Genomic DNA, 25281 nt, shown 5'->3' on the forward strand with positions numbered 1-25281 from the left:
AAATATTGTATAAAATTTTAAAAATTAAACCAAACCGAGCGTCATCAGATATACGATCAGCGCAGAAACAGCAGTATAAATCAGTCCGATCAGGACGGCTTTCCCCAATGTTCTGTGCGTTGCTGAAAAATTTCCGGGAAGTGTTTTAGAGAACTTTTTATTTGAGACGATGATGAGATACGTCCACAAAATATAAGTAAGAACGGCACCGATGATGTGTGCAATCAGGATTGTTTTAAAAAGCGAAGTTCCCGCGTGAGGGCTCATTCCCGACAGGCTTCCCGAACCGCCCGAAACCCTGATTAATCCTTCCAAAACAATAACGCCAAGAACCGAAATTCCGAAAATCCAGGTTTGACATTTTTTGTGGGTTTCAAAATCTTTATTTTTTGCAAATTTCACGGCGTAAACCGCAAAAACAGGCGATGCAAGTGTGAGAATGAGCACAGCAGTCATAATGATTACGGTTGTGTTCATATTTTTTTGTGTAAAAATGGTAATTTGCTGGTTGCTGCACAAAAATATCGGACGAAAAACACATTTTCCCCGACGAATCAGCGATGCAATTATTTCAAAACAATTATCTTGCATCCGCTTTGATAATCAGGACACAAAATACAGGATTCATCACTTCCGTCATCGGCTGGCTGATTTTGGCCGCGGTGATGCTGGTGATAATTCCTATGGCTTACCGCGCCAATTTGCCTCTGGAATACCATTTTTACCATGGATTTCTCTTCCTGATGCTGTTTGGAATTTACTATCTGAACAGTAAAATTCTGCTTCCGAAATTCTACGAAACCAAAAAGTATACTTTATTTCCTGTCATTGCTTGCGGTGAGCATTTCGCTGATTTTTCTGATGAATTTTATTGAAGACCGGCTGAATTTGGCGGAACTCATTCACAAATCGCTGAAACCGAACGAACCTTATGTTCCGAAAAGCCGTGGAGTACTGATACCGCTCTATCTTTTTATGCTGTCGGCACTGATGTATTTTATCGGATTGGCATCTCGAATCATCATCAAAAAAAATATTGAAGAAAAGAAAAACATCATTCTGCAGGAACAGAAATCACGGGCAGAACTCGACACACTGAAAGCGCAGATAAATCCACATTTTTTCTTCAACACCCTGAATACCATTTATTCCCTCACCTTTTTTGATATAGAAAAATCGCAAGACGCACTGCTGAAACTCTCAAAAATGATGCGATACGTGATGAATGAAGACGGACTGGAGAAGGTAAAACTGACTGATGAAATTTCATTTGTTAAAAATTATCTGGATCTGATGCAGCAGCGCCTGCCGGAAAATGTTACACTGGAAACTCAGATTCCTGAAGACTGCTCCGATGCTGAAATTGCACCGATGATTTTGCTTACTTTCGTTGAAAACTGCTTCAAACATGGCATTTCGTCGGAAAAGTCCTGTTATATTTTTATTAAAATAAAATGTGAAAACGGAACGTTGCTGCTGGAGACAGAAAACGACATCACCGAAAATCTGAACCATAAAAAAACCAGCGGAATCGGAATTGAAAATACCGTGAAACGTCTGAACATCCTTTATCCGAAAAAGTTTGACTATTTTTCCGAAATTAATTACAACCGCTACCACAGCTCACTGAAAATTGATTTGAAATGAAACTCACCTGCATCTTAATCGACGATGAGCCGCCCGCACTGAAACTGCTGCAGGAATTTGCGTCCAGAATTGATTTTCTGGAAGTAAAAGGTGCGTTTTCAAGCGCCGAATCGGCCCTGAAATTTCTTTCTGAGAATGAAACCGACTGTATTTTTTCAGACATCGAAATGCCCGGACTCAATGGAGTGGAGTTCACCAAAATCGTGAATAATTTTGTCAAAACACCGGAAATCATTTTCGTGACGGCTTATGGAAAATATGCGCTGAACGGCTTTAAAGTGGAAGCCACCGATTTTCTGCTGAAACCCTACAGTTTTGAAGAACTGAAAACCGCCGCCGAAAAAGCCATGAAAAACACCGAACTGAAAAGACTGGCGAATACGGAAACCAGCGAAAACCAGCATTTTTTTCTGAAAGTGGATGCAAGGCAAATCCGTTTTGAGCCATCCAAAATTCTGTTTGCCGAAAGTATGAAGGATTATGTGAAAATTTACACCGAAGACCGCGATATTCCCTATATTCCGCTGATTACGCTGAAAAAATTCCGGGAAGTGCTGCCGGAAAATTTTATTCAGATTAACCGTTCACAGATTATTAACTCCGACAAAATTTCTTCATTTGGCAAAAATACGCTCTCGATTGGCGACCGCAACTTCAGCGTAACCGGAAAATTCCGTGACGAATTTGAAAAACGGAAAGAAAACTTAATTTAAATTCTCCTGTAAACCTCATCAAACGGCACCCTCATTCTGTCGCCCCAAACTCCGCCCTCTTTGCGAATTCCGCAGGACACAATCACATTGATTTCAGCACCGAATGGTAAATTGAGGATTCGTTTTGCACGGATGCTGTCGAAACCTTCCATCGGACAGGTGTCGTAACCTTCGTTTGCCATTGCCAACATAAAGGTTTGAGCAGCCAACGCGCAGGTTTTGTGTACCACGACTCTGGTATCATTTTCCGAAACTTCGTAGGTTATCGGGCGGAAAATCCCCACTCCATACATCACTATTTTTCTGAAAAGTCCAAGGATTCCGAAAAATTTGGCGTACAGAAAGGGCATCACGGTTTTATAATATTGTTCCCAGCGTTTGATGCGTTTTGCCTGCTTTTCGGAAGGCGAATTTTTCAAAACATTTTCTGTCTCGAGTTGGAGCATTTTTTTTGCTCTTTTTCTGAACAAATCCTGTCGTGTAACAAAGACTACCATTTGTTTTGCGGTGGTTGCTGTTTGTTGGTCGAGACAGGCGTGAGAAAGCTTTTTCAAAGTTGCAGCGTCGGTGATGTGATAAAATTCCCACAACTGCATATTGGACGAATTGGGAGCGAGTGTCGCCAATTCGATGCAGTGTTTCACAATTTCGGGATCGATATTTTTAGATTCGTCGTAATGGCGTACAGAACGGCGGTATTGGAGAATTTCGTCGAAAGTCATTGGAGTCTTTTTTGAAGAGACGAACAGGTTCGCCAAATACTTTATTTTTCTGCAATTTCTTTCACTTTTTCCAACGCTTTCGGGAACACTTCTGCAAAAAATGGGATATATTCTTCCGGAGCATTCATGGTTGCGGTGAGTTCGGTTTTGCCGTCGGTTTCCGTCAAATCATATTGTTCAATGGCTTCATTTCCATAGGTTGCTTGTTGTTTTTCGCCACTGTGCACTTCTCCTTTGTGTTTGAAATACATTTTTTCAAAAGGAATCATTTTTTCTACAACGCCAAACATTCCGTTTTCGCCGGGAGAAAGAAACAGGATTTCGCTTCCTTCCTGCAGATCCGATTCGTAATACGAACCTTCGTGGAAAACGGAAGTCCATTCTCTGTAGTTTTGATCATTCCAAAGCGCTTCCCAAACTTTTTCTCTTGGAGCGTTGATTTGTATGGTAAATTGGAGTTTTTTCATTTTTAATTTTTTTTAGTATTGCCTTAACAAGTCATAAGAAATTTAGAAAGTTTTGTCAGTAAAGATTTTTTCTGACCACCCCGTCCTTCGGACACCCCTCCAAAGGAGGGGAATTTTTCATTTTCTCAAGATTTTTTCCATTGCCTTCCCTTTCGCCAATTCGTCAATCAGTTTATCTAAATATCGGATTTTCTGCATTAATGGATTTTCAATTTCTTCAACTCGGTAACCACAGATGACGCCGGTGATTTTTAAAGCGTTTTCATTGAGTTTCGCATTATTAAAGAAAGTTTCGAAATCGATTTTTTCATCAATTATTTTCTGGATTTCTTTATCGGAATAGCCAGTCAACCATGAAATAACTTCGTGAAGTTCGGCAACAGTCCTTCCTTTGGATTCCACTTTTTTCACATAATGGGGGTACACACTTGCGAAGGACATTTTGAAAACGCGGTCGTAATTTTTTTCCATTTCTTTTGGGTGTTGGATTGAATTCCAACCTTAATAAATCGTTCGTCGCTATGCGAATTGTACAAAATAGCGATGATAGATTTCTCAACATTAGATTTCAATGTAAGTCAACGAACGATCATCTATTTTTAACCAGTAACCAACCTTTAAGTAAAGCAAAATTAGGAATTTCAATAAGATACCAGTATGATCCAGTAGGTAATTTGATTTCAATATTTGCAAGGTTTTTCCCATCATTAATGGTTAATTCCTTTACTAACGTTCCATATTGATCAAATAGTTTCACCTTGATGGTTCCTGAATAAAAACTTAATGTACTTAAATCCCAAAAATCATTTATTCCATCACCATTGGGAGTTATCGCATTCGGAATAAAGGGAATATGGATTGTTTTCGACGCTACGCAACCTTGTTTGCTCTTTTCCCTTACAAAAATAGTAATCGTATCGCCTTTTGAATAAGGAAATTGATTTTCATTCTGCCATGTAATCCCATCCAAAGAATATTCAAAGGGAGCATTTCCCGATGTCACATGCACTACTAAGTGGTTGGAAGTAATTTCTACTTCAAACTCCAGCAAATTTGCTTCCTTAACTAAAACACATTGCACAAACGAACAACCCTCAGTTGAAGTGAGTTTGACGCAATATTCACCAGGAGTATTAACTTTAATTTTTTGGGTAGTTTCATTTGTGGGCGACCATTCATAACTATAAAAACCTTCGCCTGCATCCAATTCTAATATAGTTCCACCACAAACATAATAAGGACCTTCACCCAAAGTATCTGAATATACATTTTCTCGAACATACAAATCCAGTGTTGCATATACTGTGCATTTGTTGGGAACGGAAATTCTTGCAAATATGATGTCATGATCAGGAACTTCATTGGGATAAGAACTTGTATTAGTAATTGGGTTCTGATTCATTTCCGCATCTTGTAAAGTCTCAAAAAAGGTTACAGTTGCATTGGTTTCTGTAGTTAATGATGCTTTTGTTGATAATAAATCAAAGCTTCCGATTCCCGTTCCAGAGATATTACAGCTGAAAACATCCAAATTTTGAAAGTATTGTGGCTTTGACCATATAGCTACTTGTTGTGAATACGTATTTGGTGCAATACAGTCAACCAAAGATCCAGGATAATGGTAAGTAATTGTATACACCCCATTTTGGCTGTTTGCAACATCTATCATTCCGGTTGTTGCATCAATAGATAAATTCGAGCTCGAAGAAGAAAATGTTCCCCCCAACTGAAAACCAGTAGGTAGCGTAGGCAAAACAGAAATCACATCATTACAAATTGTAGTTGGAAAGTTAAAATTAAGTATGGGATTTGTGTAGTGCTTTATTTCAACAAAAGCGCCATAATCAACAATTCCGCATGTTGGATTTACATATTTATTATACTTTACGATGTAATTTCCGGGCGATGACTGAGTCAAATTAATCACTCCCGTTAATGGATTGACCACTAACCCGGAAGTTGATGAAAAAGTACCGCCTGCCGAAAAATTTGCTGGTAATTGCGGTGATAAAAAATTATATTTTTTAATACAAACAGGAGATTCGTAACTAAAGCTAAGATTTATATTTGACGGTAATGTATTCACTAATTTCACATCATCAGAAACAGTGCAAATACCGTTTGAAACAGTCCAACGCAATGTTGCTGTTTGAGAACTTAAGACAAAAATTTGTTTTGGATCTGAAGAAACATTAGGCGATACATTCCCGGAGATAATTTGCCAAAATCCATTTTCTCCCGATGCGGGTACACTGGCATTCATCTGAAAAATATTTGAACATTTCGTCTGATCTGCACCTGCATTGGCAATAGGTTTCGGAACGACTTCTACCAAAACATCTTTCGTTTTGGAACATACACCGGTAGATGATACTTTATATAGCGTTGTTACGGTAGGTGAAGCTACAACATGAGCACCCGATGTAGTATTTAACCCTGTAGATGGGCTCCAAACAAATGGACCACAACCTTGCGTTACACTTAAATCAACCGAATCTCCTGCACATATTTTTGCAGATGGAGGATCTACAACAATTTCCTTTGTGTTGATTCCCGATGTTTGTGTAATCGCATATTCAAAATAGCATCTATTATTAATGCCTTCAAGTTTAATGGTATATAATTGACATTCTTCCAAAATATCATTAATCTTAATATCATAATAATTTGTATCTGGAATAGAATTTAGATTATAGGGTAAAGTATACGTTTCCAATGGTTGAGATCCCGCACTGATACAATCTGAACGATAAATACTGACATAAAGCTCGATTGGCAAATAACCTCCCAAGTCTCTGTCTGCTCCTGCATTTTTTATCCAAACTCTGAAAGAAGCATTTTTTCCGGATGCTTTGAATTTTACGTAACCTTTCTTGCCATTACGAACCGTGTTATCATAAACTCCACAAAATGATTTCCCATAATCACAAAAAGCTTCATCGGCACATGTTGTCGGGATACTATAAGTACAATCCGGATATGGCGGATCGGGAGGTGTGACTACAGGATTGTCTCCAAATGTTAGAGTCCAATCAATCAAATTTCCCGATAATGATGCTGAATTATTCCAAATTATGAGGGACCAGTTTCCATCTCCAGATTTATTATTATTTAAATTTCCTAATGATTTTTCCGGTAAGAAATTGCCAGTAAAAGGAGCTTGTCCTAAAATAATTGTGTTTGTTGATACTCCATCGAAACATGTTCCTATATAGTCTGAACCTTGTCCACCATTATTTTCACTTAGAGTGATCATTGAACCGAAAGGTGAACGTAAAACTATTTTTAAATTCTCATCATGAGGAAAATTTAAGTTAATGCAAATCTTTTCTAAGCCATGATTGGAGTCTAAATTACCGATTCCATTAACAGGAATATCAAAAACAGTATAGTCATTTTTAGCAATAATTCCTCCTGCACCACTGAATGTCTGTGCCGTGCATAATTTATAAACAATCGTTAATAATAGGATGATGTGTTTTTTGCTAAACATGTGTAGCAATAAGATTAATTTTTATCAAAGTAAAGAATTTTGGATGATTTAAAATCGGATTACTTACACAAGTTTAACAGATTGTTTCACCGTTGTTGCCTTCAATCACATTAACTATTCTCCCTTTCGATGGCTGAAAGCAAAGTTTCATCCACCAAATTCGGCAGCGTCACTTTTAGGTTCGGTTCTACTTCCATCGCGCGTTTTATCGCGAAAATCGCGCCTTCATTTCTTGCCCAGCTTCTTCGTGAGATTCCGTTGTTTACATCCCAAAAAAGCATGGATTTTAATCTTCTGTCGGCATCATCACTTCCATCAAGCAGCATTCCGAAACCGCCGTTGATCACTTCGCCCCAACCAACGCCACCTCCGTTGTGAATGGAAACCCAGGTTGCTCCGCGAAAAGAATCGCCAATGACGTTGTGAATCGCCATATCTGCGGTAAATCTTGAACCGTCGTAAACATTGGAAGTTTCACGGTAAGGCGAATCTGTTCCTGAAACATCGTGATGATCCCGACCTAAAACTACAGGTCCAATTTCTCCATTTTTAATGGCTTTGTTGAAAGCTTCAGCGATTTTCATTCTTCCTTCTGCATCGGCATAAAGGATTCTCGCCTGACTTCCGACTACTAAATGATTTTCCTGCGCACCTTTAATCCACTGAATATTATCCGCCATTTGTTGTTGGATTTCTTCAGGAGAATTTTTCATTATTTCATTTAATACTGAAGTCGCAATATCATCCGTTTTCTGCAAATCCTCAGGTTTTCCACTGGTGCAAACCCATCGGAACGGACCGAAACCATAATCAAAACACATCGGTCCCATAATATCCTGAACATAACTTGGATACCTGAATTCGCGTCCCAAAGCCGGATTTTCCGCCAATACATCGGCTCCTGCTCTGCTTGCTTCCAACAAAAATGCATTTCCGTAATCAAAAAAATAAGTTCCGTTGGCTGTGTGTTTATTGATTGCTGCAGCATGTTTTCTTAAACTTTCCTGAACTTTTTCTTTGAATAATTCAGGATTTTCCGCCATCATTTTGTTAGATTCTTCAAAACTTTGTCCAAGCGGATAATAACCTCCTGCCCAAGGATTGTGAAGAGAAGTCTGATCGGAACCAATATCAATCTTCAAACCGGCTTCAGCAAATTTTTCCCAAACTTCCACTACATTTCCAAGATAAGCGAGAGAAACCGTTTCCTGATTTTGTTGTGCATTTCTTACTCTTTCAACTAATTCATTAAGGTTTTCGTGAATTTCATCAATCCATTTCTGTTCGTGGCGGATTTTGGTGATTTTTGGATTTACTTCAGCGCAAATTGTGATGCAACCTGCAATATTTCCGGCTTTTGGCTGTGCTCCACTCATTCCGCCCAAACCTGAAGTTACAAACAAACCACCTTTTGGAGATTTTCCAATTTTTCTGAACGCATTCAGCACCGTAATCGTCGTTCCGTGCACAATTCCTTGCGGACCGATGTACATATAACTTCCCGCCGTCATTTGTCCATATTGTGAAACACCCAACGCATTGAATTTTTCCCAATCATCAGGTTTTGAATAATTTGGAATCACCATTCCGTTCGTCACCACAACTCTTGGCGCGTCTTTATGCGAAGGAAACAATCCCATCGGATGACCGGAATACATTACTAATGTCTGTTCATCCGACATTTCCGACAAATATTTCATCGTCAGAAGATATTGTGCCCAATTGCTGAAAACCGCACCATTTCCGCCGTAAGTAATCAGTTCGTGGGGATGTTGAGCGACTGCATAATCGAGATTGTTCTGAATCATCAGCATAATCGCTTTTGCCTGTTCAGATTTTCCAGGATATTCAGAAATCGGTCTTGCTTTCATCTCATAATCGGGACGAAAACGGTACATATAGATTCTTCCGTAATCCTCAAGTTCTTTTTTGAATTCTTCAATCAGTTCCGAATGAAATTTCGGCTCGAAATAGCGCAAGGCATTTCTCAGAGCGAGTTTCTTTTCTTCTTCATTAAGAATTTCCTTACGTTTCGGAGCGTGATTGATTTGAGGTTCAAAAGGTTTTGGTTTTGGTAATTCGGTTGGGATTCCCTGCTTAATCTGTTCTTGAAAGGTCATTATTTATTAGAAATTTGAGGTTTGAAATTTGACGTTTTCTATTCAAATTTTGAAGTCTTAAAGATATTTAAAACCGCCAATACAAAACAATTTTTTATGTTTCAAATCTTTTTAGCTGCAACGAAGCATACTCTTATTCGTACCAAACAGCTGCCATATCAAAGTATAACATAGAATTACGCTACCAACTTCCAAGGTTTTTTCTCCCGTTTTGTTTTGGAATTGCAGCAGTGATTTCCTCAGGATTTATTTTTTAGTGAAAGTGCGCAAAACATCGGCGACATTGTGAAAATTATTAATTTTAATTGTTAAATTTGTCCACATTGATATTATGGAAAAGAACACTAAAAAAGTACAGGAAACTCCCGCTGAACAAAATAAAATCCTCTCTAAACCACGCATATTTTTCGGAATCCTTTTTATCATTATTTCTGTAGTGATGGCGTTTTCATTCATCTCCTATCTGATGAATTGGAAGGCGGACCAAAGTCAGGCAGGAACAATGCTCGATAAAACCGTGAAATCCTCGAATATCTTTGGGAAAATCGGTGACTGGCTCGGTAATTTCTTCATTTTCGAAAGCATCGGAGTTGCTGCGTTTATTCTGGCATTTCTGTTCTTCGTTTTTGGAATGCTGATCCTCAAGAAAAATTATTTCAAACCGTGGAAAACAATTGGTCACTCGTTGTTTTTCATCTGTTGGCTGCCAATTTTTATGGGAGCGGTTACGAAAGGAGAAGGTGTACTGAGCGGCGTTTACGGTTTCCAGATTATGGATTTTCTGAATTCGGTGATCGGCACGGTCGGACTTTGGTTGGCGATTGTTGCAAGTATCACGCTGTATTTCATTCTTGAATTTAACCTGAATCCGAGCAATGTAAAATCCAAACTGAACGAACTCAACGAAAATACTTTAGGTAAAGTGAAATCGATGATGCCGAATTCATCTGAAAACTTCGAGGCAGACGACGAGTTGGAAGAATCAGCTCACAAAGATGATGAAGATGAAGACGAAAACGGTAACGAAATGATCCCTGAAAAACCTGCGCCAAAAACAGATTTTGCCAATACTTTTGAAACCATCAAGACTCCGAATCAAACGTCATTCGAAGAAACTCCATCAAAAGTTACCGTCACAGAAACTGCTGGAAACTCAGTGAATCTAAATCCTGTTTCCACTACTTCTTCCCTGAAAACTGATGATATTGACTTTAAAGTAGAAGTTGCACAAACTGTCGATGTGATTGACGATGTTGACGACAAATCCAAAGAATTGGTGGAGAAGCATGGACTTTACGACCACAAACTTGAACTCGCCAAATTCCAGATGCCGCCAATCGACTTGCTGAAAGATTATGGCAACGAAGAAATCTCCATTAATAAAGATGAATTGGAGGAAAACAAAAATAAGATTGTCGGTTTGCTGAAAAATTTCAATGTTGGAATCGCAGAAATCAAGGCGACAATAGGACCGACTGTTACTTTATATGAAATCGTACCAGAAGCAGGAATCCGAGTGGCTTCTATCAAAAAATTGCAGGACGATATCGCTTTGAATCTTTCCGCATTAGGAATCAGAATTATCGCACCGATGCCTGGAAAAGGAACGATTGGGATCGAAGTTCCGAGAAAAAATCCTTCGATGGTTTCGATGAGAAGTGTGATTGCGTCACAGAAATTCCAAAATTCAGAAATGGATCTTCCTGTAGTTTTCGGGAAAACGATTTCCAACGAAATTTTCATGGCAGATTTGGCGAAAATGCCACATTTGCTGATGGCGGGTGCAACCGGACAGGGAAAATCAGTTGGGATCAATGCGATTTTGACTTCACTCCTTTATAAAAAACATCCGAGCGAACTGAAGTTTGTAATGGTCGATCCTAAGAAAGTGGAACTTTCATTGTATTCAAAAATCGAAAGACACTACCTCGCAAAACTTCCCGATGGAGACGATGCGATTATTACCGATACCCATAAAGTAATCAACACGCTGAACTCGCTTTGCGTGGAAATGGATACGCGTTACGACCTTTTGAAAAACGCTTTCTGCAAGAACCTCAAGGAATACAACAAGAAATTTTCTGAGCGCAAACTGAATCCCGAAAACGGCCACCGTTATTTACCGTACATCGTTCTGGTGGTGGACGAATTTGCTGATTTGATCATGACTGCAGGAAAAGAAGTTGAACTCCCAATTGCCAGATTAGCTCAGTTAGCGAGAGCCGTTGGAATTCACCTGATTGTGGCAACTCAGCGTCCATCAGTGAATGTAATTACGGGGATGATTAAGGCGAATTTCCCCGCAAGAGCCGCTTTCCGAGTGATTTCGGGTGTGGATTCGCGAACTATTCTGGATTCGCCAGGAGCTGATCAATTAATTGGAAAAGGCGATATGCTCTACTTTAACGGAAATGAAATCCTGCGTTTGCAGTGTGCCTTTGTCGATACTCCCGAAGTTGAGAAAATTGCCGAATTTATCGGCGAACAGAAAGGTTATGCAAGTGCGTTCATGCTTCCCGAATACACGAGTGAGGAATCCACCTCTTCTGCCGGAACTTTTGATCCGAACGAAAAAGATGCCCTCTTCGAAGATGCAGCAAGAATTATTGTTTCAACACAGCAAGGTTCGACCTCGATGTTGCAACGTCAATTAAAACTCGGATACAACCGAGCGGGAAGAATTATGGACCAACTCGAAGCGAGCGGAATCGTGGGCGGCTTCAACGGAGCGAAAGCAAGAGACGTGCTGATCAGCGATCTGAATTCTTTGGAACAGTTTTTGGAAGATTTGCGCAAGTAATAGAAACTTTAAACAATAGTTTAACTTTACTGCAAAAATTCTATCAAAAATTAAAAAAGAAAGAAATGAAAGATATGTTGAAAAAAATTACCCTTGGAATTTTCGCGTTAGCTACTGCCGCAAGTTTTTCTGCACAGAAAGTTGACGCCAAAGCAAAAACGATCCTGGATGCGGTTTCCAGCAATTATAAATCAAAGAATAACGTTTACTTTAAATTTGTTTACGGAACCGGGACAGGAAAAAATGTAACGAAAACCGAACCCGGAATTTTCTATTCGGCAAAAGACAAGTACAAGCTGAAAATCATGGGAACTGAGCAGATTTACGACGGAAACAAAGTTTACAATATTTCTTCGGAAGACCAGGAAGTGACCATCGCAAAACCAACAGGAAGCGACCAAATGTTCTCTCCATTAAACTATATTGAGGAATACAAGAAAGGTTACAATGTAAAATATGTCGGAAAAATTAATGTAAACGGTGTAAACGCCGACTACATCAAACTTACGCCGACCAAAAACAACGGGATTAAAGAAGTAAACCTTTTTGTAAACAGCACCAGAAAACAGTTGGTAAAACTGGAGCAATTCTCCACCGACAACTCGGTTTCTGTAATAGCAATCAGCGATTACAGGGAAAACCAAAGCTTAAACAGCAATATGTTTACCTTCAACAAAGGCGATTACCAAAACTATATCGTTACTGAGCTGTAAACTGAAAACATAGATTTTAAAGTCACAGAAGAAAACACTTTTGTGACTTTTTTGTTAAATTTGACCCATGTTAAAAAAACTCGACGGATACGTAATTAAAACTTTCTTCGGTCCGTTTCTTTTTATTTTCAGCGTACTGTTTTTCATCTTTGTGGTAAACATTATCTGGATCCGTTTGGCGCAGTTCACAGGAAAAGGTTTGAGTTACTGGGAAATCCTGAAACTCCTCTCCTATCTTTCTGCGATCGTCGTCCAGTTCGTGCTTCCGCTCACCATTCTGCTTTCTTCGATTATGACTTTCGGGGATTTTGGGGAACGGTACGAACTTGCTGCAATGAAGGCGGCAGGAATTTCTTTGACGAGAGTGATGACGCCACTTTTCATCGTAACGGTCGGATTTTCGATACTGCTCTTTTTCTTTTCGAATAATGTGATCCCCGATTTTCAGCGGAAGGCGAAAAATATGCTGTACAATATTGCCGCAACCAAACCCGCGTTGAATTTCACTCCCGGTCAGTTCATCCAACAAATTCCGGGATACACCGTGAAATTTGATAAAATCACTGGAGAAAACGGCGAAAATTTGGAAGGAGTCTTCATCCACAGAATGGCGAATTCTTTTGAAGACCAGCAATCCATCGTTGCACAGAAAGGCAAATTCGTTCCGGCTGCAAATCCCAATTACCTGAAATTGGTCTTGTTTAATGGCCATATTTTCGAAGACCAGCTTTCGAGTATGGATTACCCGCAAAGGTTGAAACAGCCCGATCAACAGATTAAGTTCGACACGCTGGTTTCGCATTTCAATATTTCAGAAATCATCAACAAAGCAATCGAGCAGGAAAAAATTACCGACGATTACTCTTTCCAAAACTTCCTTGAACTCAACAAAACCATCGCAACAACCAAGAAAGACAACGAGCGGATTTTTACAAATATTAACGACGAACTGATTACGCAAACCAATTCCTACGTTACCTATATCGACAAAACGAAGCCGAAAGCGGCACCAGTTCCTTTACCCAAAACCGATACCGTCAAAGTCCAGAAAAAGCACGAAATGCTCTTCTCCGCCTACAACAAAATTGAAACTTTGAAGCAGGGCAACAATTTCAAGCAGGAGCAGATCAAGGATTTGCACGCGTATTTTTCACGTGTAGTGCTTTATCAGCAAAGGATTTTTGCCTATTCGGTAACCTGCCTAATTTTCTTTTTGATCGGTTCCAGTCTCGGTTCCATCATCAGAAAGGGAGGAATCGGACTTCCCGTGGTAATCGCGATCGTGATTTTCATTATTTTTTATGTTCTGAATCTCTCGGTCGAAAACTTAGCGTGGGCTGGAAAAATGGATCCTTATCTCGCGGCTTGGCTTCCAAATTTGGTGCTGTTCCCGTTCGGAGTTTGGCTCACCTACAAAGCGCTCACCGATTCGCAGGTGTTCGATATCGAAAAATACAAAGCGCTGTTCAAGCCGATTATCGAGAAGTTCAGCAAGAATAAGGAACACTCGAGATACCGATAAAAACAAAAAAGTTTACTGTGGATTTCAGTACACTTTTTTTGATGATCGAGGCGAAAATCATTTAAGATATTTCGTAATCGATGAACTTGTAGGTTTTGTGGTACTGATGAAAGTATCGATCAGTTTACCGTTTTCATCGACCAGAAATTTAGTAAAGTTCCAGAGAATACTGGTGTTTTTCACGCCATTCAAATCCTTCTCAGTAAGGTATTTGAAAATGGGTGCGGTATCGTCTCCTTTTACAGAAACTTTTGCAGCCATCGGAAAAGTCACGCCATAATTTTTTTGGCAGAAAGCGCCGATCTCGGCATTGGTTCCAGGTTCCTGCGCTCCGAAATTATTGGCAGGGAATCCCACCACCACGAGTTTGTCTTTATAATCCTTAGAAAGCTGTTCCAGATCAGCATACTGCGGGGTGAAACCACATTCCGAAGCAGTGTTCACAATCAGGATTTTCTTTCCTTTGAAATCGGCAAAGTTTATTTCGCCGCCATCCAAAGATTCCACTTTGTAGTCATAAATCGTCTTTCCCATAAGCTGTTGAGTTTTTTCTTTAGAAATTTCAGTCTTCTGATTTCCGCAATTCTGCATAAAAGCGGCGACCGACAAGATGATAATGAAAATGCGTTTCATTTTGTTAAAATTTAAAAGTATTCGCCGGGAAAACTTTGTTGGTTTCGATTCTATTGATGATCATCACATAATCGCTCTCTTTTTTTGGACTTGAAGACTCGATTCTGAAAGGTAAAAGTAATCCGCCAACTTTCTTATAATCGGAATAGTTCAGCGTTTCCTCCTTTTTTGTTTCCCTTAAAAGCATATAGTCTTTCGTGTCAAAATAATACAGCGTTTTGTTCACGTTTTTGGTCAGCTCCACTTTGTGGCAGTAAATATCGCCGAGTTTTTCTTTGCCTAAATATTTGGCTTCGAAACCTTTACTTTCCCAGTCGATAAAGTCGTTGTCGAAATTTTCTGCAACATAATTCGGGTATTCCTGAACCTTGTTGGTGGCGTAGTTCATCGCGTAACCTTTCGTTCCGTCGTAACCTTCAATCGCGGTTTCCTTTTTCCCAATGGTAATCACAGTTTTGGTTAGGTTTGGTCTTTGCTGGTAAATCTTCACCGGATATTCGTCATTGATTCCCAAAATCACCTTACCCTGCAAAACAACCGAATTCAGGAGTTTCCAATTGGTTAGTCCGCCAGAAAGCTCGATATTTTTATCGATGATTTCCTTCGCGGTTTGTGCGTTGATGAAATGTGAAAATATAAGGGTTACAATTAAAAGTATCTTTTTCATTAAGTCATTTTAGAAGTCCAAAGGTAAAATTTTTGATGAGAAACGAAGATGATTTCGCTCACATTTTACCATACTTTAACGGTTTTGACGGTTCAAAATTTCACGGGCTTTATCCAGATCTTCAGGAACATCGATTCCCACGCCGATAAAGTCGGTCTCGATCATTTTGATTTTCATACCGTTTTCAAGATAGCGGATGCACTCTATTTTCTCTAGTTTTTCTAATGGCGTCATTTCCAGTTTTGAAAATTTTAGCAACGCTTCCTTTCTGAAAGCATAAACGCCGATATGTTTGAAATATTCTTCATCAATCGACTTTTCCCTATGATAAGGAATCACAGATCGGCTGAAATAAAGGGCGAAACCCTGCAAATCGGTAATCACTTTCACGTTATTCGGATTCTCGATATCATCCTTTTCGTGTAGCTTTATTTTTAATGAAGCTAAAGAAATTTCCTTTTTATCGTCATGATAAAAAACCTGGATCAGCTGTTGTAAAGGTTCAGTCTTCAGAAACGGTTCGTCGCCTTGCACATTGATCACGATATCGCAGTCAATTTGATGAACAGCTTCGGCAATTCGGTCGCTTCCTGTTTCGTGATGTCCCGTCATTACAGCTTTTCCACCGATTCCAACAATTTCGTTGAAAATAATCTCGGAATCCGTCGCTACAAAAACTTCATCGAAAAGTCGGGTTTCCACAACATTCTGGTAAGTGGTCGCAATCACGGTTTTATCACCCAAAAGCTGCATCAGTTTCCCAGGAAATCGTGACGCTTCGTATCTTGCAGGAATTACGGCAATTATTTTCATTGAAGTTAGATTGTTATTTATATTTTTTCAGAAGCTTTTCAATTCTTTCGTCGGGTTCGTACGGAAGGACATCGACCAACTTTACATTCTTAAATTCAGGATGTGTCGTATTAAAAATCAAATTATGATTTCCGGGAACAATCGATGAAGGAACCTTCAAGCACAAACTTTTTTGCTCGTCGTACCAGAGATCTCCCATTTCCTGAAGTTCCGAATAACTTTGAGTATCCCGCCACTTTTCAGGCAAATCTGAAGTAATGATCTGTTCCAAATTTTCGTTGGGATAATAGATGACCATTATTTTGTATTCATTGTTAAAGCCCGTTCCGACACGGTACATCATATTTTCCAACAAAGCCAGAGAAACATTTTCGGTGGTGTAAAGCACCAGTTTTCCAGCAGAATTCCATCTTCCTGCAAAACCGCTCACGGAAAGTGAGTTTGCATATTTCTCGTGTGCAATCCTGAAAACAAGCATCTTAGGAAACTAAATCGGATAACCTTGCGCCATTCTTTCGAGGCGGGCAATAATCAGATCAACACCACCCGAAGTATTTAGGAAATCTGAAGGTTTCTCGGCTGAACCCCACATCGGCTGATCAAGCCATTTGCTGAATTCATCGACATTGCCGAGATATTCCTTGCCTAATTCATACAAAGAAATCAACTTCAGAAGGTGCTCACTGTAGTTCGGCTCCAAAGTTTTATTTTGGTCGCGGTAATTGCTGATGGTTCTTGCGGAAAGATTGATCATCGCAGCGAGAACTTTCTCGGGCATATCGATGGAATCCGAAAAACTGTAGAAAACATCAGTATTGACACCGCTTTGCGCGAGTTTCACTAAGTGGTAATCATCTTTTGGAATAAAATATCTGAAATAGGTATTTCCGTATGCAACTGCAGCTTCTGAAACTACAGTAGATTCCTGGTCTATCGTTTTATATTTCTTGCTCATCATTTTCCTTTTCCCAAAGATAGAAATTTTTCCTTAGAGCAAGCGAATTTTTTCCAACTTTTTCCAATTTTATTTCAACTTTGTCAAAGCTTCCTCCAATCTTGGAAGCATTTGCTTTATTTCGTCTAATGACAAACCTCCTGCAGATGCTCTAAACCAAGGCATCGACCGAGAGTTTCCAAATGCTGAAAACGGAACAAGTGCAACTCCCGCTTCGTTAATAAGGTAGAAAACCAAATCCGATGAATCCGCTATTACATTTCCGTCAGGTTTTGTTTTACCGATATAATCGAGTTTGATGGTCAGATAAAGCGCTCCCATCGGTTGAATGCTCTCAACTTCAAAGCCTCGAGTTTTCATATTCTGAACTGCGGAATGAAGATATTTCAAACTTTCTGAAATTTTCCCTTTGAAATCGTCCACAAAATCATTGACATTCCCAGTTTCGCCCAGGAAAACGGAAACTGCTTCCTGCTCAGGTTTTGGCGCCCAAGCTCCGACGTGCGTGAGCAAAGATTTCATTTTGTCTAAAATCAGTTTCGGTCCGAAACTCCAACCAACCCTGATTCCGGTCGCAGCAAAACATTTCGAGGTCCCGTCAATGAAAATGGTGTAATCCCGAAGTTCAGGGAAAAGCGAAACAGGATTAAAATGTTCCTCACCGAAAGTAAGCATCGCATAAATTTGGTCATACATAATGTATAGCGGTTTTTCATCCTCGCCACGACTTTTATTTTCTTCTAAAACCAACTCGCAGATTGCAGTAAGTTGTTCTTTGGTAAACATTGTTCCGGTTGGATTAAGCGGCGAACAAAGCGCCAGTAAAACCGCTCCTTTCAGATGGGGTTTTAAATCTTCTGCTGTCGGCAAAAAATTATTTGACTGTGATGTTTCAACCTCAATTTTTTGAGCATTCGTCAAATATGCGTAATGGTTGTTGTTCCAGGACGGAATCGGATAAATCACCTTATCGCCTTCGTCAACGATCACTTTGTAGGTCGCATAAATTAAAGGTCTTGATCCGCCAGTAACTAAGATTTCATCGGTAGAATAATCCAGATTCCAACGGTTCTTCAAATCATTTGAAACCGCTTTCCGTAAAGACAGAAGTCCGTTTGCTGGTGGATAATTCGTGAGATTGTTTTGATATGCTTTGTTGATTTCCTCCTTCAATCGAATAGGAATCGGATAAAGGTTGGAATTGAGGTCACCAATGGTGAGGTTTGCAATTTCGGCACCTTTTGCCTTCATATCGTTTACTTCGTTGCCGATTTTTACAATTTCTGAGCCGATAAGGTTTGCGGCGAGTTTGGATACTTTCACTATTATTTACTTTTTTATATATCTAAAATGAACGAAAAAGTCCACCATTTGTCTTTCTATAAATCTCTCAAAAATACGAAAAATAAAAAACTTTGCCCAGAATAAACCCGGGCAAAGTTGAAATATTTCCCATTAAAATTCCTTAAAGATTCAAATCGGTTTTCACCCTTTCAATCTTATCGTTGAGTGTCACCAGTTTGTCTTTGAAATCCTGCTCCGAAGAAATCTGATCCTTCACAGAAACGTAGAATTTAATTTTCGGTTCGGTTCCCGATGGTCGCACGCAAACCTTGGTTCCGTCTTGAGTATAATAAATGAGCACGTTGGATTTTGGGATTCCGTCCATCACTTTCTTCTCGTTTTTAGAAACAGTGATGCAGGTCTGTTCCTTGAAATCCTTGATTTCCTCCACTAAGCTTCCAGCGATTTCTTTCGGCGGGTTCTCACGGAAATCCTTCATCATCTGATGAATCTGTTCTGCTCCTTCCCTGCCTTTTCTCACGACGTTGATCAAACCTTCATAATACATTCCCAGATCTTTGTAAATGTCGATCATATATTTAAACATCGAACTTCCGTTGGCTTTACACCAAGCTGCAATTTCGCAAGCCAGGAGAATAGAACCGCAGGAATCCTTGTCGCGCACGAAATCTCCTGTCATAAATCCGAACGATTCCTCACCGCCGCAAACAAACTTTTCTTTGCCTTCATTTTCGCGGATCATTTTACCGATCCATTTGAAACCGGTTAATCCCACTTTGCAGTCCACCCCGAATTTTTCGGCGATATCGAAAAAGATATCCGAAGTCACAATGGTCGAACCGATGAATTCCTTGCCTGTAATTTTTCCTGACTTTTTCCATTGGTCGAGAATGTAGTAAGTGAGGATCGTGTTGGTTTGGTTTCCGTTCAGGAGCTGCATTTCTCCATCCAGGTTTCTTACCGCGATTCCCAATCGGTCACCATCAGGATCGGTTCCGATAACGATGTCGCCATTGGTAATCCTCGCCAAATCGAGCGCCATTTCCAAAGCGGCAGGTTCTTCCGGATTCGGACTTTCCACCGTCGGGAAGTTTCCGCTCGGAATCATCTGTTCCCTTACCAAATCAATTTTTTTGAAACCCGCCTTTTCCAAAGCTTTCGGAACTGTTGTATAAGTCGTTCCGTGAATGGAAGTGAAAACAATATTCAAATTGTCGTAACCCACTTTATCCTTTTGATAAAGAGAATTTTCGATACAGGCATCGATATACACGTCGTCCTGTTCTTCGCCGATCCACTCGATTAATTCATCGTTTCCGTTGAATTTGATTTCGTCGAATTTTACGGAATAAACTTCCTTAATAATTTCTTCGTCATTGGGCGGAACAATCTGTGCGCCATCGTTCCAATACACTTTGTAGCCGTTGTATTCAGGCGGATTGTGTGATGCCGTCAAAACGATTCCCGCGTTACATTTTTTGTCGCGAACGGTAAAAGAAAGTTCTGGAGTCGGCCGATGGTTTTTGAATAGCAAAACGTTAATTCCGTTTGCAGTAAGCACATCCGCAACAAGTTTTCCGAACTCTTTGGAATTGTTTCTCACGTCGTAAGCAATCGCAACTTTGATTTTTTCTCCTGGAAACTGCTGATGAAGGTAGTTTGCCAAACCTTGTGTTGCCTGTCCCAAAGTATATTTGTTCAAACGGTTGGTTCCAACACCCATGATTCCGCGCATTCCACCGGTACCGAATTCGAGTTCACGGTAAAAGGAATCCTCCAAATCTGGAGATTGTGAATTGATGAGCGTTTCAACTGCGTTTCTCGTTTCTTCGTCGAAAATGTCTGTAAGCCAGAGCTTTGCTTTTTCTAAAGTTGTCATTTGTTATGTTGTTTACTTTTTTTGATGTTATTTGATTTGAGGTTGTTTGAGGTTATTTGATGTTGTTTGATGTTGTTTGACTTGGCTTGAACAATATCAAACGATCAAACAATGTCTAACGAATTCAAACTATTCTAATGGTCGGTTCTGCACATTCGCCGCTTTATCAATTTTGAAGGCACGGATCGGATCATTGTAGTAAAGAAATTTCGAAGTATTTCCAATATTACCTTTTATTGAATCTTTGACGTTGACTTCCGCATAACTTCCGTTCTTGGCATCAATTTTCAGATTGGTAATCATCCAATAAGGAGCGATTACATTTGCGGTATCTGAAATTTTCAATACCGCGTCCTTTGTTTTTCCACTGAAATTGGCGCGACTGGTATTTGTCATTTCCACTTCTGCTCTTCTCGTATTAATCGAACCTATAAATTTACTGTTATTTTTCAAGTTAAGCTTCAGATTGTCGGTCTTTATTTCGCTTGAAACATTCATTTCCACAGAATCGGAAATAGAAATTCTTTCAGGTTGATATTTGGAATAAACAGTGATGTTGTAGAAATCGACACCCCGAGTTTCGCGCTTCTCTTCGATGGTTAAAGCTTTGTCTTTTACTTTGATTTTAAGGTTCCCCGAAATATTTGGGTAGGTTTCGACATTCACAAAACTTTTGGGACCGTTCACATAAAACACTCTGAATTTGCCCTTCAAATTAATTCCAACGAAATCTTCGACCGAAATATCCTTGCTTTCAATTTTACCTTTCGGAGAAATTTTTCCGCAGGAAACGATGATGAACAGAAGAAAAAGAAGCGAGACGTTTTTCATTTCAAATTAAATAGGATCATCTTTTATTAAAAATAAAATCAAGTTTCTGCGAAGTGTATTCTCTAAATTTTCTGTCGGAACTTACGAGCGGCATTCCTTCGCAAATGGCTTGGGAAATAATGAAATGGTCGATTTGGTCTTTGTGGTTGCCGACTTTTTGAAAAGAACAATAGAATTTTAAATGAGAGTCTTTTGTATGAAGCGTTTCAATATAAAAATCTTCATTAATGCTTCGAATGAGAATTTCCGGATCATTATATTTAGTTTTTATTTTTCCATTTTGGAGTAAAAAAACAAGTTCAATAATACTTAAAGAACTCACATATAACGAATTAGAAAAATCATCAATGATTTCTTGCACATCCAATGAAATATTATCCTTATCGTCACTAAGAATATCTAAAAGATAACGCATAGTTACCTCAAAACTGCCTTCATATCAACGATTTCTAAAACTCCCTTGAACCTCCTCATTGCCAAGCCAGTTTTAGAAATCTTTTTTGGAGTTTCCTCAGCAGTTTTCACTACTTTTTTTGTAGCTTTTTTTGATTTTTTATCTTTAGTTTCCATTTTTTGAATTTTATTACAAACAAAATTACGAAATTAAATCACTTCCTCGATATGGTAGTTCTCGTGTCTGCGGTTGGTTCGGATAATCATCTCTCCCAAAAATCCAGCGATGAAAAGCAAGGTACCCAAAATCATCATCGTCAAAGCGATAAAAAACCAAGGATTATTAGTGATGAGATGTCCGTAAATTCCTTTGGAAACGTCGATCAGCTTTGAAATTCCCAACCAAAGCGCCGACAGAAAACCGATGATGAACATCAAAGTTCCCACTGCTCCGAAAAAGTGCATCGGTCTCCCTCCGAAACGGCTCACAAACCAAAGTGTGACCAAATCGAGGAATCCGCGAACAAATCTTTCGGTTCCGAATTTTGAGCTTCCGTATGGTCGCGCCTGATGTTGCACAGGTTTCTCGGTAATCCTTCTGAATCCCGCATTTGCAGCCAAAACAGGAATGTAGCGGTGCATATCGCCATACACGTCGATGGATTTCACCACCTGTTTTTTATACGCCTTCAATCCGCAGTTGAAATCGTGGAGCGAAACTCCCGAAACCTTTCTCGCCGCTGAATTGAATAGTTTCGACGGAAGATTTTTGGTCATCACATTGTCGTACCGTTTTTTCTTCCATCCTGAAACGATGTCGTAATTTTCGTTCTTCACCATCGCATACAGCTCTGGAATTTCTTCGGGAAAGTCCTGCAAATCGGCATCCATCGTGATCACAACGTCGCCGTTTGCTCTTTCGAACGCTGCGTGAAGCGCCTGAGATTTTCCATAGTTTCGCGAAAATTTGATCCCGTGAATCTGCGGATGCTGAACTTTCATATTCTCAATAATGCTCCACGAAAGATCGGTGCTGCCGTCGTCAACAAACCAAACTTCGTAGGAAAGATTGTTGGTTTTGCACACTTTGTCAATCCTCGCAAAAAGCTCTTCCAACGATTCTTCTTCGTTGAGCAGCGGGATGATTATGGATAAGTTTGGATTATTCAATGTTTAAGATTTTTTTGGGGTTCATCAATATTGCGGAGAAATTCTTCAACAATTTTTGAAACCGGTGTTTTGTTCATTTTAGCATATTGCTTTATTTGCAGAACAGTTTTTTTTCAATATTTAATGTCAATCTTGCTTTCTTTTTCAAAAATACAAATATCGATCTACATTTCGCTTCGAGACCTGAAAAAGCTTCCGAAAAAAGTCGATAAAATCACATAGAAAACCAATATCGCCGCAAAATAATACGTGAACTGTCGGAACGAAAACATGTCCTTGTCCTTCACCATTTCGGGCGAGAAACTTTGGAGGCGGTTTTTATAATTTTGATCGAGTTCGGCTTTCTCTTCGTCGGTCGTCAAATGGAGACGGGCTTTTTGGTATTCGTTCTTCAGTTCGGTTTTCTGTCTTTCGATATATTGGAAGTTGAGGAGGTCTTTCGCATCTTTATCCATGAAATTCAGGAACGCAAAAATCGAGAGAACGGAAAGTAATCCTCCTACAAACATCGGCTTGAACGCTCGTCCGAACGCATCGCGAAATCCTATTTTCACCCCCTCTTTTCTTAATGAGTTAACGGAAACGTAAGCTCCCGCCAAATACAGTACGGGGAGCAAAAAGGCGTTCATGAGCAGCGAGTTGTTGAAATAGTCCACATTCATTCCAAAAAAATACAGCCCAAAGAAAAGAACCATCGTCGCGATAAACAGCGCAAAACCAACTGCATATACATTTTTTGCCATCCTTAATATTTAATAATTTTTATTTTTTGATTTACCGAATTTTGAATTTTAATTTAAAGCCGTATCTTTGCAGCGGCAAGTCCTAAACAACCAGCTCCTGAAAATCCTCCAGGGTGGGAACGCAGCAAAGGTAATCGGTTGTAGCGGTGTGATTTAGGTAGCTTGCCATTTTTCTTTTTATAAATGGGAGGTAATTTGATTACGCTCTTTTTTTGTTACTGAATCTTTCCCGATCAAACTTCAAACTCTTCTCCCAATTTCGGCAGCGTAAAATCGATGTTTTTTTCTGCAAAAAGTCGGTGCGCTTCTTCGTGGTTGATCTTTATTGGCGGAAAGGTGTCGAAATGGCAACCGATCACGCGTTTTGTTTTCAACAGCTCGGAAGCAGCGAAACTGGCTTTTCTCGCACACATCGTGTAATGCGAACCAACGGGAAGAATTGCAGCAGTGATTTCTCCGAAGAGTTGCGGGAAATAAGCCATATCCGCCATTACACCGGTATCTCCTGAGAAATAAACATTTTTCCCCTGGAACCTGAACATATAACCTGCAGCCAAACCGCCGTAAGTTCCATCAGGAAAGCTTGAGGTGTGCGACGCGGGAACCATTGAAATCTTCATGTCGTCGAATTTTGCAGATCCGCCGAAGTTGATGTCGATAGAGTTTGGATGCCCAAAATAGCCACAAATTTCAGGTTGCCCGATAACTGCAGCATTCGGATGGTGTTCCAAAACTTCACGCACATCTGCAGTGTGGTCGCCGTGCGCATGAGTGATCAGCACATAATCAATCGATTGCGCCGCAATATCGAACCCTGTCTGCTCCTTCTGGAAATTGTAGAAAGGATCGCTTAAAATATTTTTGCCATTGTAGGTGAACAGAAAACAGTTCTGCCCGAGGAATTTTATTTTCATTTTTTATTGGATTAAGATTTAGGTAACATTTCTAAAAAAGGCAATGATTGGGAGTAATCTAAAGCATAATAATCAAAGCCGAGACTGATGTTTTGATAGTATACTGCTTGATGATTTCTGTAATATTTTTCAGATGGAATCTGCCAGAATTTTTCGCCTGACTTCATCGCAAGAAACCATTTTTCCAAAAGTCTTCCTGCTCTTCCGTTCCCATCGCGAAACGGATGAATGTGGGCAAATCTCAGATGAATTAACGAGGCAAAATAAAAAACTCCTGCTACATTGATTTCAGTTTTAAGAAGTTCCTGAATGTCAGCAAATAATTTCTGCATTTCGTTCTTTACAAACTCCGCTTCCACAGCCAAATAAACCAAACCTTCCGAACCGAAAACACCGACTTTATCACTCCTGTATTTTCCGCGTAAACTCTTTATCAACAATTCTTTTGAAAGAATTTCGTGGGATTTCAGAAAATTCTTCTCGTTTAAATCATGCTTCTTCGCAAATTCGTAAGCATCCACCAAATCATCAATCTCCTGAATTTCCTTTCTTTTCCCGAAAATTTCCTTTGAAAGTTTGGCGTTCATATACGAATTCAAATCCAAAGTGTTTCCTTCAATATTAGAAGAAAAAACCGCAGAACTCTGTATTTGATACTCTTCTCCTGCTTTGGTTTTAGCAAACTGATATTTAGACAAAATTTCAGGTAATGAATTTTGCCAAATTTCTAAATATTCTTTGAATAAAGGTTTTTCGGAGAGGCGCATTATTAATTTATTGG

The 25281-nt window shown here is 39.5% G+C and carries 27 protein-coding genes and 1 other RNA gene; 7 read left to right on the top strand and 21 right to left on the bottom strand.

The features are described 5' to 3' along the window. Nucleotides 1-24: 24 nt before the first annotated feature. Nucleotides 25-477 (bottom strand): DUF420 domain-containing protein, encoded by a 453-nt coding sequence (locus MTP09_RS07630; protein WP_243547617.1) that lies wholly within the window; start codon nucleotides 475-477, stop codon nucleotides 25-27. A gap of 83 nt (nucleotides 478-560) precedes the next feature. Between MTP09_RS07630 and MTP09_RS07635 the strand changes: the two genes are divergently transcribed. Genes MTP09_RS07635 through MTP09_RS07645 form a run of 3 tightly spaced genes read left to right on the top strand, consistent with a single transcriptional unit; the run spans nucleotide 561 to nucleotide 2360 of the window. Then, on the top strand, nucleotides 561-875 hold the full coding sequence (locus tag MTP09_RS07635) for a hypothetical protein (protein ID WP_243547620.1): 315 nt from the start codon (nucleotides 561-563) through the stop codon (nucleotides 873-875). Continuing rightward, a complete protein-coding gene (locus MTP09_RS07640; protein ID WP_243547622.1) occupies nucleotides 862-1647 on the top strand; it encodes a sensor histidine kinase in 786 nt (261 codons plus the stop codon). Before MTP09_RS07635 ends, MTP09_RS07640 begins: the two co-directional genes overlap by 14 nt. Next, complete coding sequence (locus MTP09_RS07645) at nucleotides 1644-2360, top strand: LytR/AlgR family response regulator transcription factor (RefSeq protein WP_243547625.1); 717 nt, start codon at nucleotides 1644-1646, stop codon at nucleotides 2358-2360. Before MTP09_RS07640 ends, MTP09_RS07645 begins: the two co-directional genes overlap by 4 nt. Here MTP09_RS07645 and MTP09_RS07650 read toward each other — a convergent pair. From MTP09_RS07650 to MTP09_RS07670, 5 genes are all read right to left on the bottom strand, one after another. Beyond that, on the bottom strand, nucleotides 2357-3082 hold the full coding sequence (locus MTP09_RS07650) for a nitroreductase family protein (RefSeq protein WP_243547626.1): 726 nt from the start codon (nucleotides 3080-3082) through the stop codon (nucleotides 2357-2359). The genes MTP09_RS07645 and MTP09_RS07650 overlap by 4 nt on opposite strands. A gap of 41 nt (nucleotides 3083-3123) precedes the next feature. Next, entirely contained in the window at nucleotides 3124-3549 is a 426-nt protein-coding gene (locus MTP09_RS07655; protein ID WP_243547628.1) for an SRPBCC family protein, read from the bottom strand. A gap of 117 nt (nucleotides 3550-3666) precedes the next feature. Further along, nucleotides 3667-4020, bottom strand: a complete 354-nt coding sequence (locus MTP09_RS07660) for a DUF2200 domain-containing protein (protein WP_243547630.1) — start codon at nucleotides 4018-4020, stop codon at nucleotides 3667-3669. A 118-nt stretch (nucleotides 4021-4138) separates the two neighbouring features. Continuing rightward, nucleotides 4139-7042 (bottom strand): T9SS type B sorting domain-containing protein, encoded by a 2904-nt coding sequence (locus MTP09_RS07665; RefSeq protein ID WP_243547633.1) that lies wholly within the window; start codon nucleotides 7040-7042, stop codon nucleotides 4139-4141. A 110-nt stretch (nucleotides 7043-7152) separates the two neighbouring features. Further along, complete coding sequence (locus MTP09_RS07670; protein ID WP_243547635.1) at nucleotides 7153-9162, bottom strand: urocanate hydratase; 2010 nt, start codon at nucleotides 9160-9162, stop codon at nucleotides 7153-7155. A 331-nt stretch (nucleotides 9163-9493) separates the two neighbouring features. On the opposite strand from MTP09_RS07670, the gene MTP09_RS07675 reads away from it, so the two are divergent. The 3 genes from MTP09_RS07675 (at nucleotide 9494) to MTP09_RS07685 (ending at nucleotide 14197) form a co-directional block, all read left to right on the top strand. After that, nucleotides 9494-11962 (top strand): FtsK/SpoIIIE family DNA translocase, encoded by a 2469-nt coding sequence (locus tag MTP09_RS07675; RefSeq protein WP_243547637.1) that lies wholly within the window; start codon nucleotides 9494-9496, stop codon nucleotides 11960-11962. A 65-nt stretch (nucleotides 11963-12027) separates the two neighbouring features. Continuing rightward, nucleotides 12028-12675 carry a LolA family protein gene (locus MTP09_RS07680; RefSeq protein ID WP_243547639.1) on the top strand — a complete coding sequence of 216 codons (648 nt, stop codon included), beginning with the start codon at nucleotides 12028-12030 and terminating at the stop codon, nucleotides 12673-12675. 67 nt (nucleotides 12676-12742) lie between these two features. Beyond that, nucleotides 12743-14197 (top strand): LptF/LptG family permease, encoded by a 1455-nt coding sequence (locus tag MTP09_RS07685; protein ID WP_243547641.1) that lies wholly within the window; start codon nucleotides 12743-12745, stop codon nucleotides 14195-14197. A 57-nt stretch (nucleotides 14198-14254) separates the two neighbouring features. On the opposite strand, the gene MTP09_RS07690 is transcribed toward MTP09_RS07685, so the two are convergent. The 13 genes from MTP09_RS07690 to MTP09_RS07745 form a co-directional block, all read right to left on the bottom strand. Beyond that, entirely contained in the window at nucleotides 14255-14830 is a 576-nt protein-coding gene (locus tag MTP09_RS07690; protein WP_243547642.1) for a glutathione peroxidase, read from the bottom strand. Between the two features lie 4 nt (nucleotides 14831-14834). Continuing rightward, complete coding sequence (locus MTP09_RS07695; protein ID WP_243547643.1) at nucleotides 14835-15497, bottom strand: outer membrane lipoprotein-sorting protein; 663 nt, start codon at nucleotides 15495-15497, stop codon at nucleotides 14835-14837. Nucleotides 15498-15572: 75 nt separating this feature from the next. Further along, nucleotides 15573-16310, bottom strand: a complete 738-nt coding sequence (gene kdsB / locus MTP09_RS07700; protein ID WP_243547644.1) for a 3-deoxy-manno-octulosonate cytidylyltransferase — start codon at nucleotides 16308-16310, stop codon at nucleotides 15573-15575. Between the two features lie 13 nt (nucleotides 16311-16323). Next, a complete protein-coding gene (locus tag MTP09_RS07705; RefSeq protein ID WP_243547646.1) occupies nucleotides 16324-16788 on the bottom strand; it encodes an RES family NAD+ phosphorylase in 465 nt (154 codons plus the stop codon). Between the two features lie 9 nt (nucleotides 16789-16797). Beyond that, nucleotides 16798-17268 carry an antitoxin Xre-like helix-turn-helix domain-containing protein gene (locus MTP09_RS07710; protein ID WP_243547648.1) on the bottom strand — a complete coding sequence of 157 codons (471 nt, stop codon included), beginning with the start codon at nucleotides 17266-17268 and terminating at the stop codon, nucleotides 16798-16800. A 66-nt stretch (nucleotides 17269-17334) separates the two neighbouring features. After that, the gene (locus MTP09_RS07715) at nucleotides 17335-18588 is read right to left on the bottom strand and encodes a pyridoxal phosphate-dependent aminotransferase (protein ID WP_243547649.1); all 1254 of its coding nucleotides are present in this window, start codon (nucleotides 18586-18588) and stop codon (nucleotides 17335-17337) included. A 142-nt stretch (nucleotides 18589-18730) separates the two neighbouring features. Then, a complete protein-coding gene (locus tag MTP09_RS07720) occupies nucleotides 18731-20449 on the bottom strand; it encodes a phospho-sugar mutase (RefSeq protein ID WP_243547651.1) in 1719 nt (572 codons plus the stop codon). 129 nt (nucleotides 20450-20578) lie between these two features. Beyond that, nucleotides 20579-21280 carry a GIN domain-containing protein gene (locus MTP09_RS07725; RefSeq protein ID WP_243547653.1) on the bottom strand — a complete coding sequence of 234 codons (702 nt, stop codon included), beginning with the start codon at nucleotides 21278-21280 and terminating at the stop codon, nucleotides 20579-20581. Nucleotides 21281-21296: 16 nt separating this feature from the next. Beyond that, nucleotides 21297-21695 (bottom strand): type II toxin-antitoxin system VapC family toxin, encoded by a 399-nt coding sequence (locus tag MTP09_RS07730; RefSeq protein ID WP_243547655.1) that lies wholly within the window; start codon nucleotides 21693-21695, stop codon nucleotides 21297-21299. A gap of 2 nt (nucleotides 21696-21697) precedes the next feature. Beyond that, entirely contained in the window at nucleotides 21698-21850 is a 153-nt protein-coding gene (locus MTP09_RS07735) for a hypothetical protein (RefSeq protein WP_243547657.1), read from the bottom strand. A gap of 33 nt (nucleotides 21851-21883) precedes the next feature. Further along, nucleotides 21884-22843 carry a glycosyltransferase family 2 protein gene (locus MTP09_RS07740; protein WP_243547659.1) on the bottom strand — a complete coding sequence of 320 codons (960 nt, stop codon included), beginning with the start codon at nucleotides 22841-22843 and terminating at the stop codon, nucleotides 21884-21886. Then, a complete protein-coding gene (locus MTP09_RS14550) occupies nucleotides 22840-22944 on the bottom strand; it encodes a DUF6364 family protein (RefSeq protein ID WP_396022252.1) in 105 nt (34 codons plus the stop codon). Before MTP09_RS14550 ends, MTP09_RS07740 begins: the two co-directional genes overlap by 4 nt. A 63-nt stretch (nucleotides 22945-23007) precedes the next feature. Further along, entirely contained in the window at nucleotides 23008-23586 is a 579-nt protein-coding gene (locus MTP09_RS07745; RefSeq protein ID WP_243547661.1) for a DUF4199 domain-containing protein, read from the bottom strand. 73 nt (nucleotides 23587-23659) lie between these two features. Here MTP09_RS07745 and ffs point away from each other — a divergent pair. After that, an RNA gene (ffs, locus tag MTP09_RS07750) (signal recognition particle sRNA small type) lies at nucleotides 23660-23757 on the top strand. Between the two features lie 62 nt (nucleotides 23758-23819). On the opposite strand, the gene MTP09_RS07755 is transcribed toward ffs, so the two are convergent. Both MTP09_RS07755 and MTP09_RS07760 read right to left on the bottom strand, forming a co-directional pair. Continuing rightward, nucleotides 23820-24500 (bottom strand): metal-dependent hydrolase, encoded by a 681-nt coding sequence (locus tag MTP09_RS07755; RefSeq protein ID WP_243547663.1) that lies wholly within the window; start codon nucleotides 24498-24500, stop codon nucleotides 23820-23822. A gap of 11 nt (nucleotides 24501-24511) precedes the next feature. After that, complete coding sequence (locus tag MTP09_RS07760; protein ID WP_243547665.1) at nucleotides 24512-25267, bottom strand: Fic family protein; 756 nt, start codon at nucleotides 25265-25267, stop codon at nucleotides 24512-24514. Between the last annotated feature and the right edge of the window lie 14 nt (nucleotides 25268-25281).

Origin of the sequence: Chryseobacterium suipulveris, assembly GCF_022811685.1 — a bacterium.
In the GTDB taxonomy this organism is placed as follows: Bacteria; Bacteroidota; Bacteroidia; order Flavobacteriales; family Weeksellaceae; genus Kaistella; species Kaistella suipulveris.

Bases quoted from the DNA above. Each gene is read 5' to 3' on its own strand.
- MTP09_RS07735 (WP_243547657.1), bottom strand. From the start codon at position 21,850: ATGGAAACTAAAGATAAAAAATCAAAAAAAGCTACAAAAAAAGTAGTG.
- MTP09_RS07725 (WP_243547653.1), bottom strand. From the start codon at position 21,280: ATGAAAAACGTCTCGCTTCTTTTTCTTCTGTTCATCATCGTTTCCTGC.
- MTP09_RS07645 (WP_243547625.1), top strand. From the start codon at position 1,644: ATGAAACTCACCTGCATCTTAATCGACGATGAGCCGCCCGCACTGAAA.
- MTP09_RS07640 (WP_243547622.1), top strand. From the start codon at position 862: ATGAATTTTATTGAAGACCGGCTGAATTTGGCGGAACTCATTCACAAA.
- MTP09_RS07670 (WP_243547635.1), bottom strand. From the start codon at position 9,162: ATGACCTTTCAAGAACAGATTAAGCAGGGAATCCCAACCGAATTACCA.
- MTP09_RS07755 (WP_243547663.1), bottom strand. From the start codon at position 24,500: ATGAAAATAAAATTCCTCGGGCAGAACTGTTTTCTGTTCACCTACAAT.
- MTP09_RS07665 (WP_243547633.1), bottom strand. From the start codon at position 7,042: ATGTTTAGCAAAAAACACATCATCCTATTATTAACGATTGTTTATAAA.
- MTP09_RS07730 (WP_243547655.1), bottom strand. From the start codon at position 21,695: ATGCGTTATCTTTTAGATATTCTTAGTGACGATAAGGATAATATTTCA.
- kdsB (WP_243547644.1), bottom strand. From the start codon at position 16,310: ATGAAAATAATTGCCGTAATTCCTGCAAGATACGAAGCGTCACGATTT.
- MTP09_RS07675 (WP_243547637.1), top strand. From the start codon at position 9,494: ATGGAAAAGAACACTAAAAAAGTACAGGAAACTCCCGCTGAACAAAAT.
- MTP09_RS07720 (WP_243547651.1), bottom strand. From the start codon at position 20,449: ATGACAACTTTAGAAAAAGCAAAGCTCTGGCTTACAGACATTTTCGAC.
- MTP09_RS07680 (WP_243547639.1), top strand. From the start codon at position 12,028: ATGAAAGATATGTTGAAAAAAATTACCCTTGGAATTTTCGCGTTAGCT.
- MTP09_RS07660 (WP_243547630.1), bottom strand. From the start codon at position 4,020: ATGGAAAAAAATTACGACCGCGTTTTCAAAATGTCCTTCGCAAGTGTG.
- MTP09_RS07710 (WP_243547648.1), bottom strand. From the start codon at position 17,268: ATGATGAGCAAGAAATATAAAACGATAGACCAGGAATCTACTGTAGTT.
- MTP09_RS07630 (WP_243547617.1), bottom strand. From the start codon at position 477: ATGAACACAACCGTAATCATTATGACTGCTGTGCTCATTCTCACACTT.
- MTP09_RS07705 (WP_243547646.1), bottom strand. From the start codon at position 16,788: ATGCTTGTTTTCAGGATTGCACACGAGAAATATGCAAACTCACTTTCC.
- MTP09_RS07690 (WP_243547642.1), bottom strand. From the start codon at position 14,830: ATGAAACGCATTTTCATTATCATCTTGTCGGTCGCCGCTTTTATGCAG.
- MTP09_RS07685 (WP_243547641.1), top strand. From the start codon at position 12,743: ATGTTAAAAAAACTCGACGGATACGTAATTAAAACTTTCTTCGGTCCG.
- MTP09_RS07635 (WP_243547620.1), top strand. From the start codon at position 561: ATGCAATTATTTCAAAACAATTATCTTGCATCCGCTTTGATAATCAGG.
- MTP09_RS07695 (WP_243547643.1), bottom strand. From the start codon at position 15,497: ATGAAAAAGATACTTTTAATTGTAACCCTTATATTTTCACATTTCATC.
- MTP09_RS07655 (WP_243547628.1), bottom strand. From the start codon at position 3,549: ATGAAAAAACTCCAATTTACCATACAAATCAACGCTCCAAGAGAAAAA.
- MTP09_RS07650 (WP_243547626.1), bottom strand. From the start codon at position 3,082: ATGACTTTCGACGAAATTCTCCAATACCGCCGTTCTGTACGCCATTAC.
- MTP09_RS07745 (WP_243547661.1), bottom strand. From the start codon at position 23,586: ATGGCAAAAAATGTATATGCAGTTGGTTTTGCGCTGTTTATCGCGACG.
- MTP09_RS07760 (WP_243547665.1), bottom strand. From the start codon at position 25,267: ATGCGCCTCTCCGAAAAACCTTTATTCAAAGAATATTTAGAAATTTGG.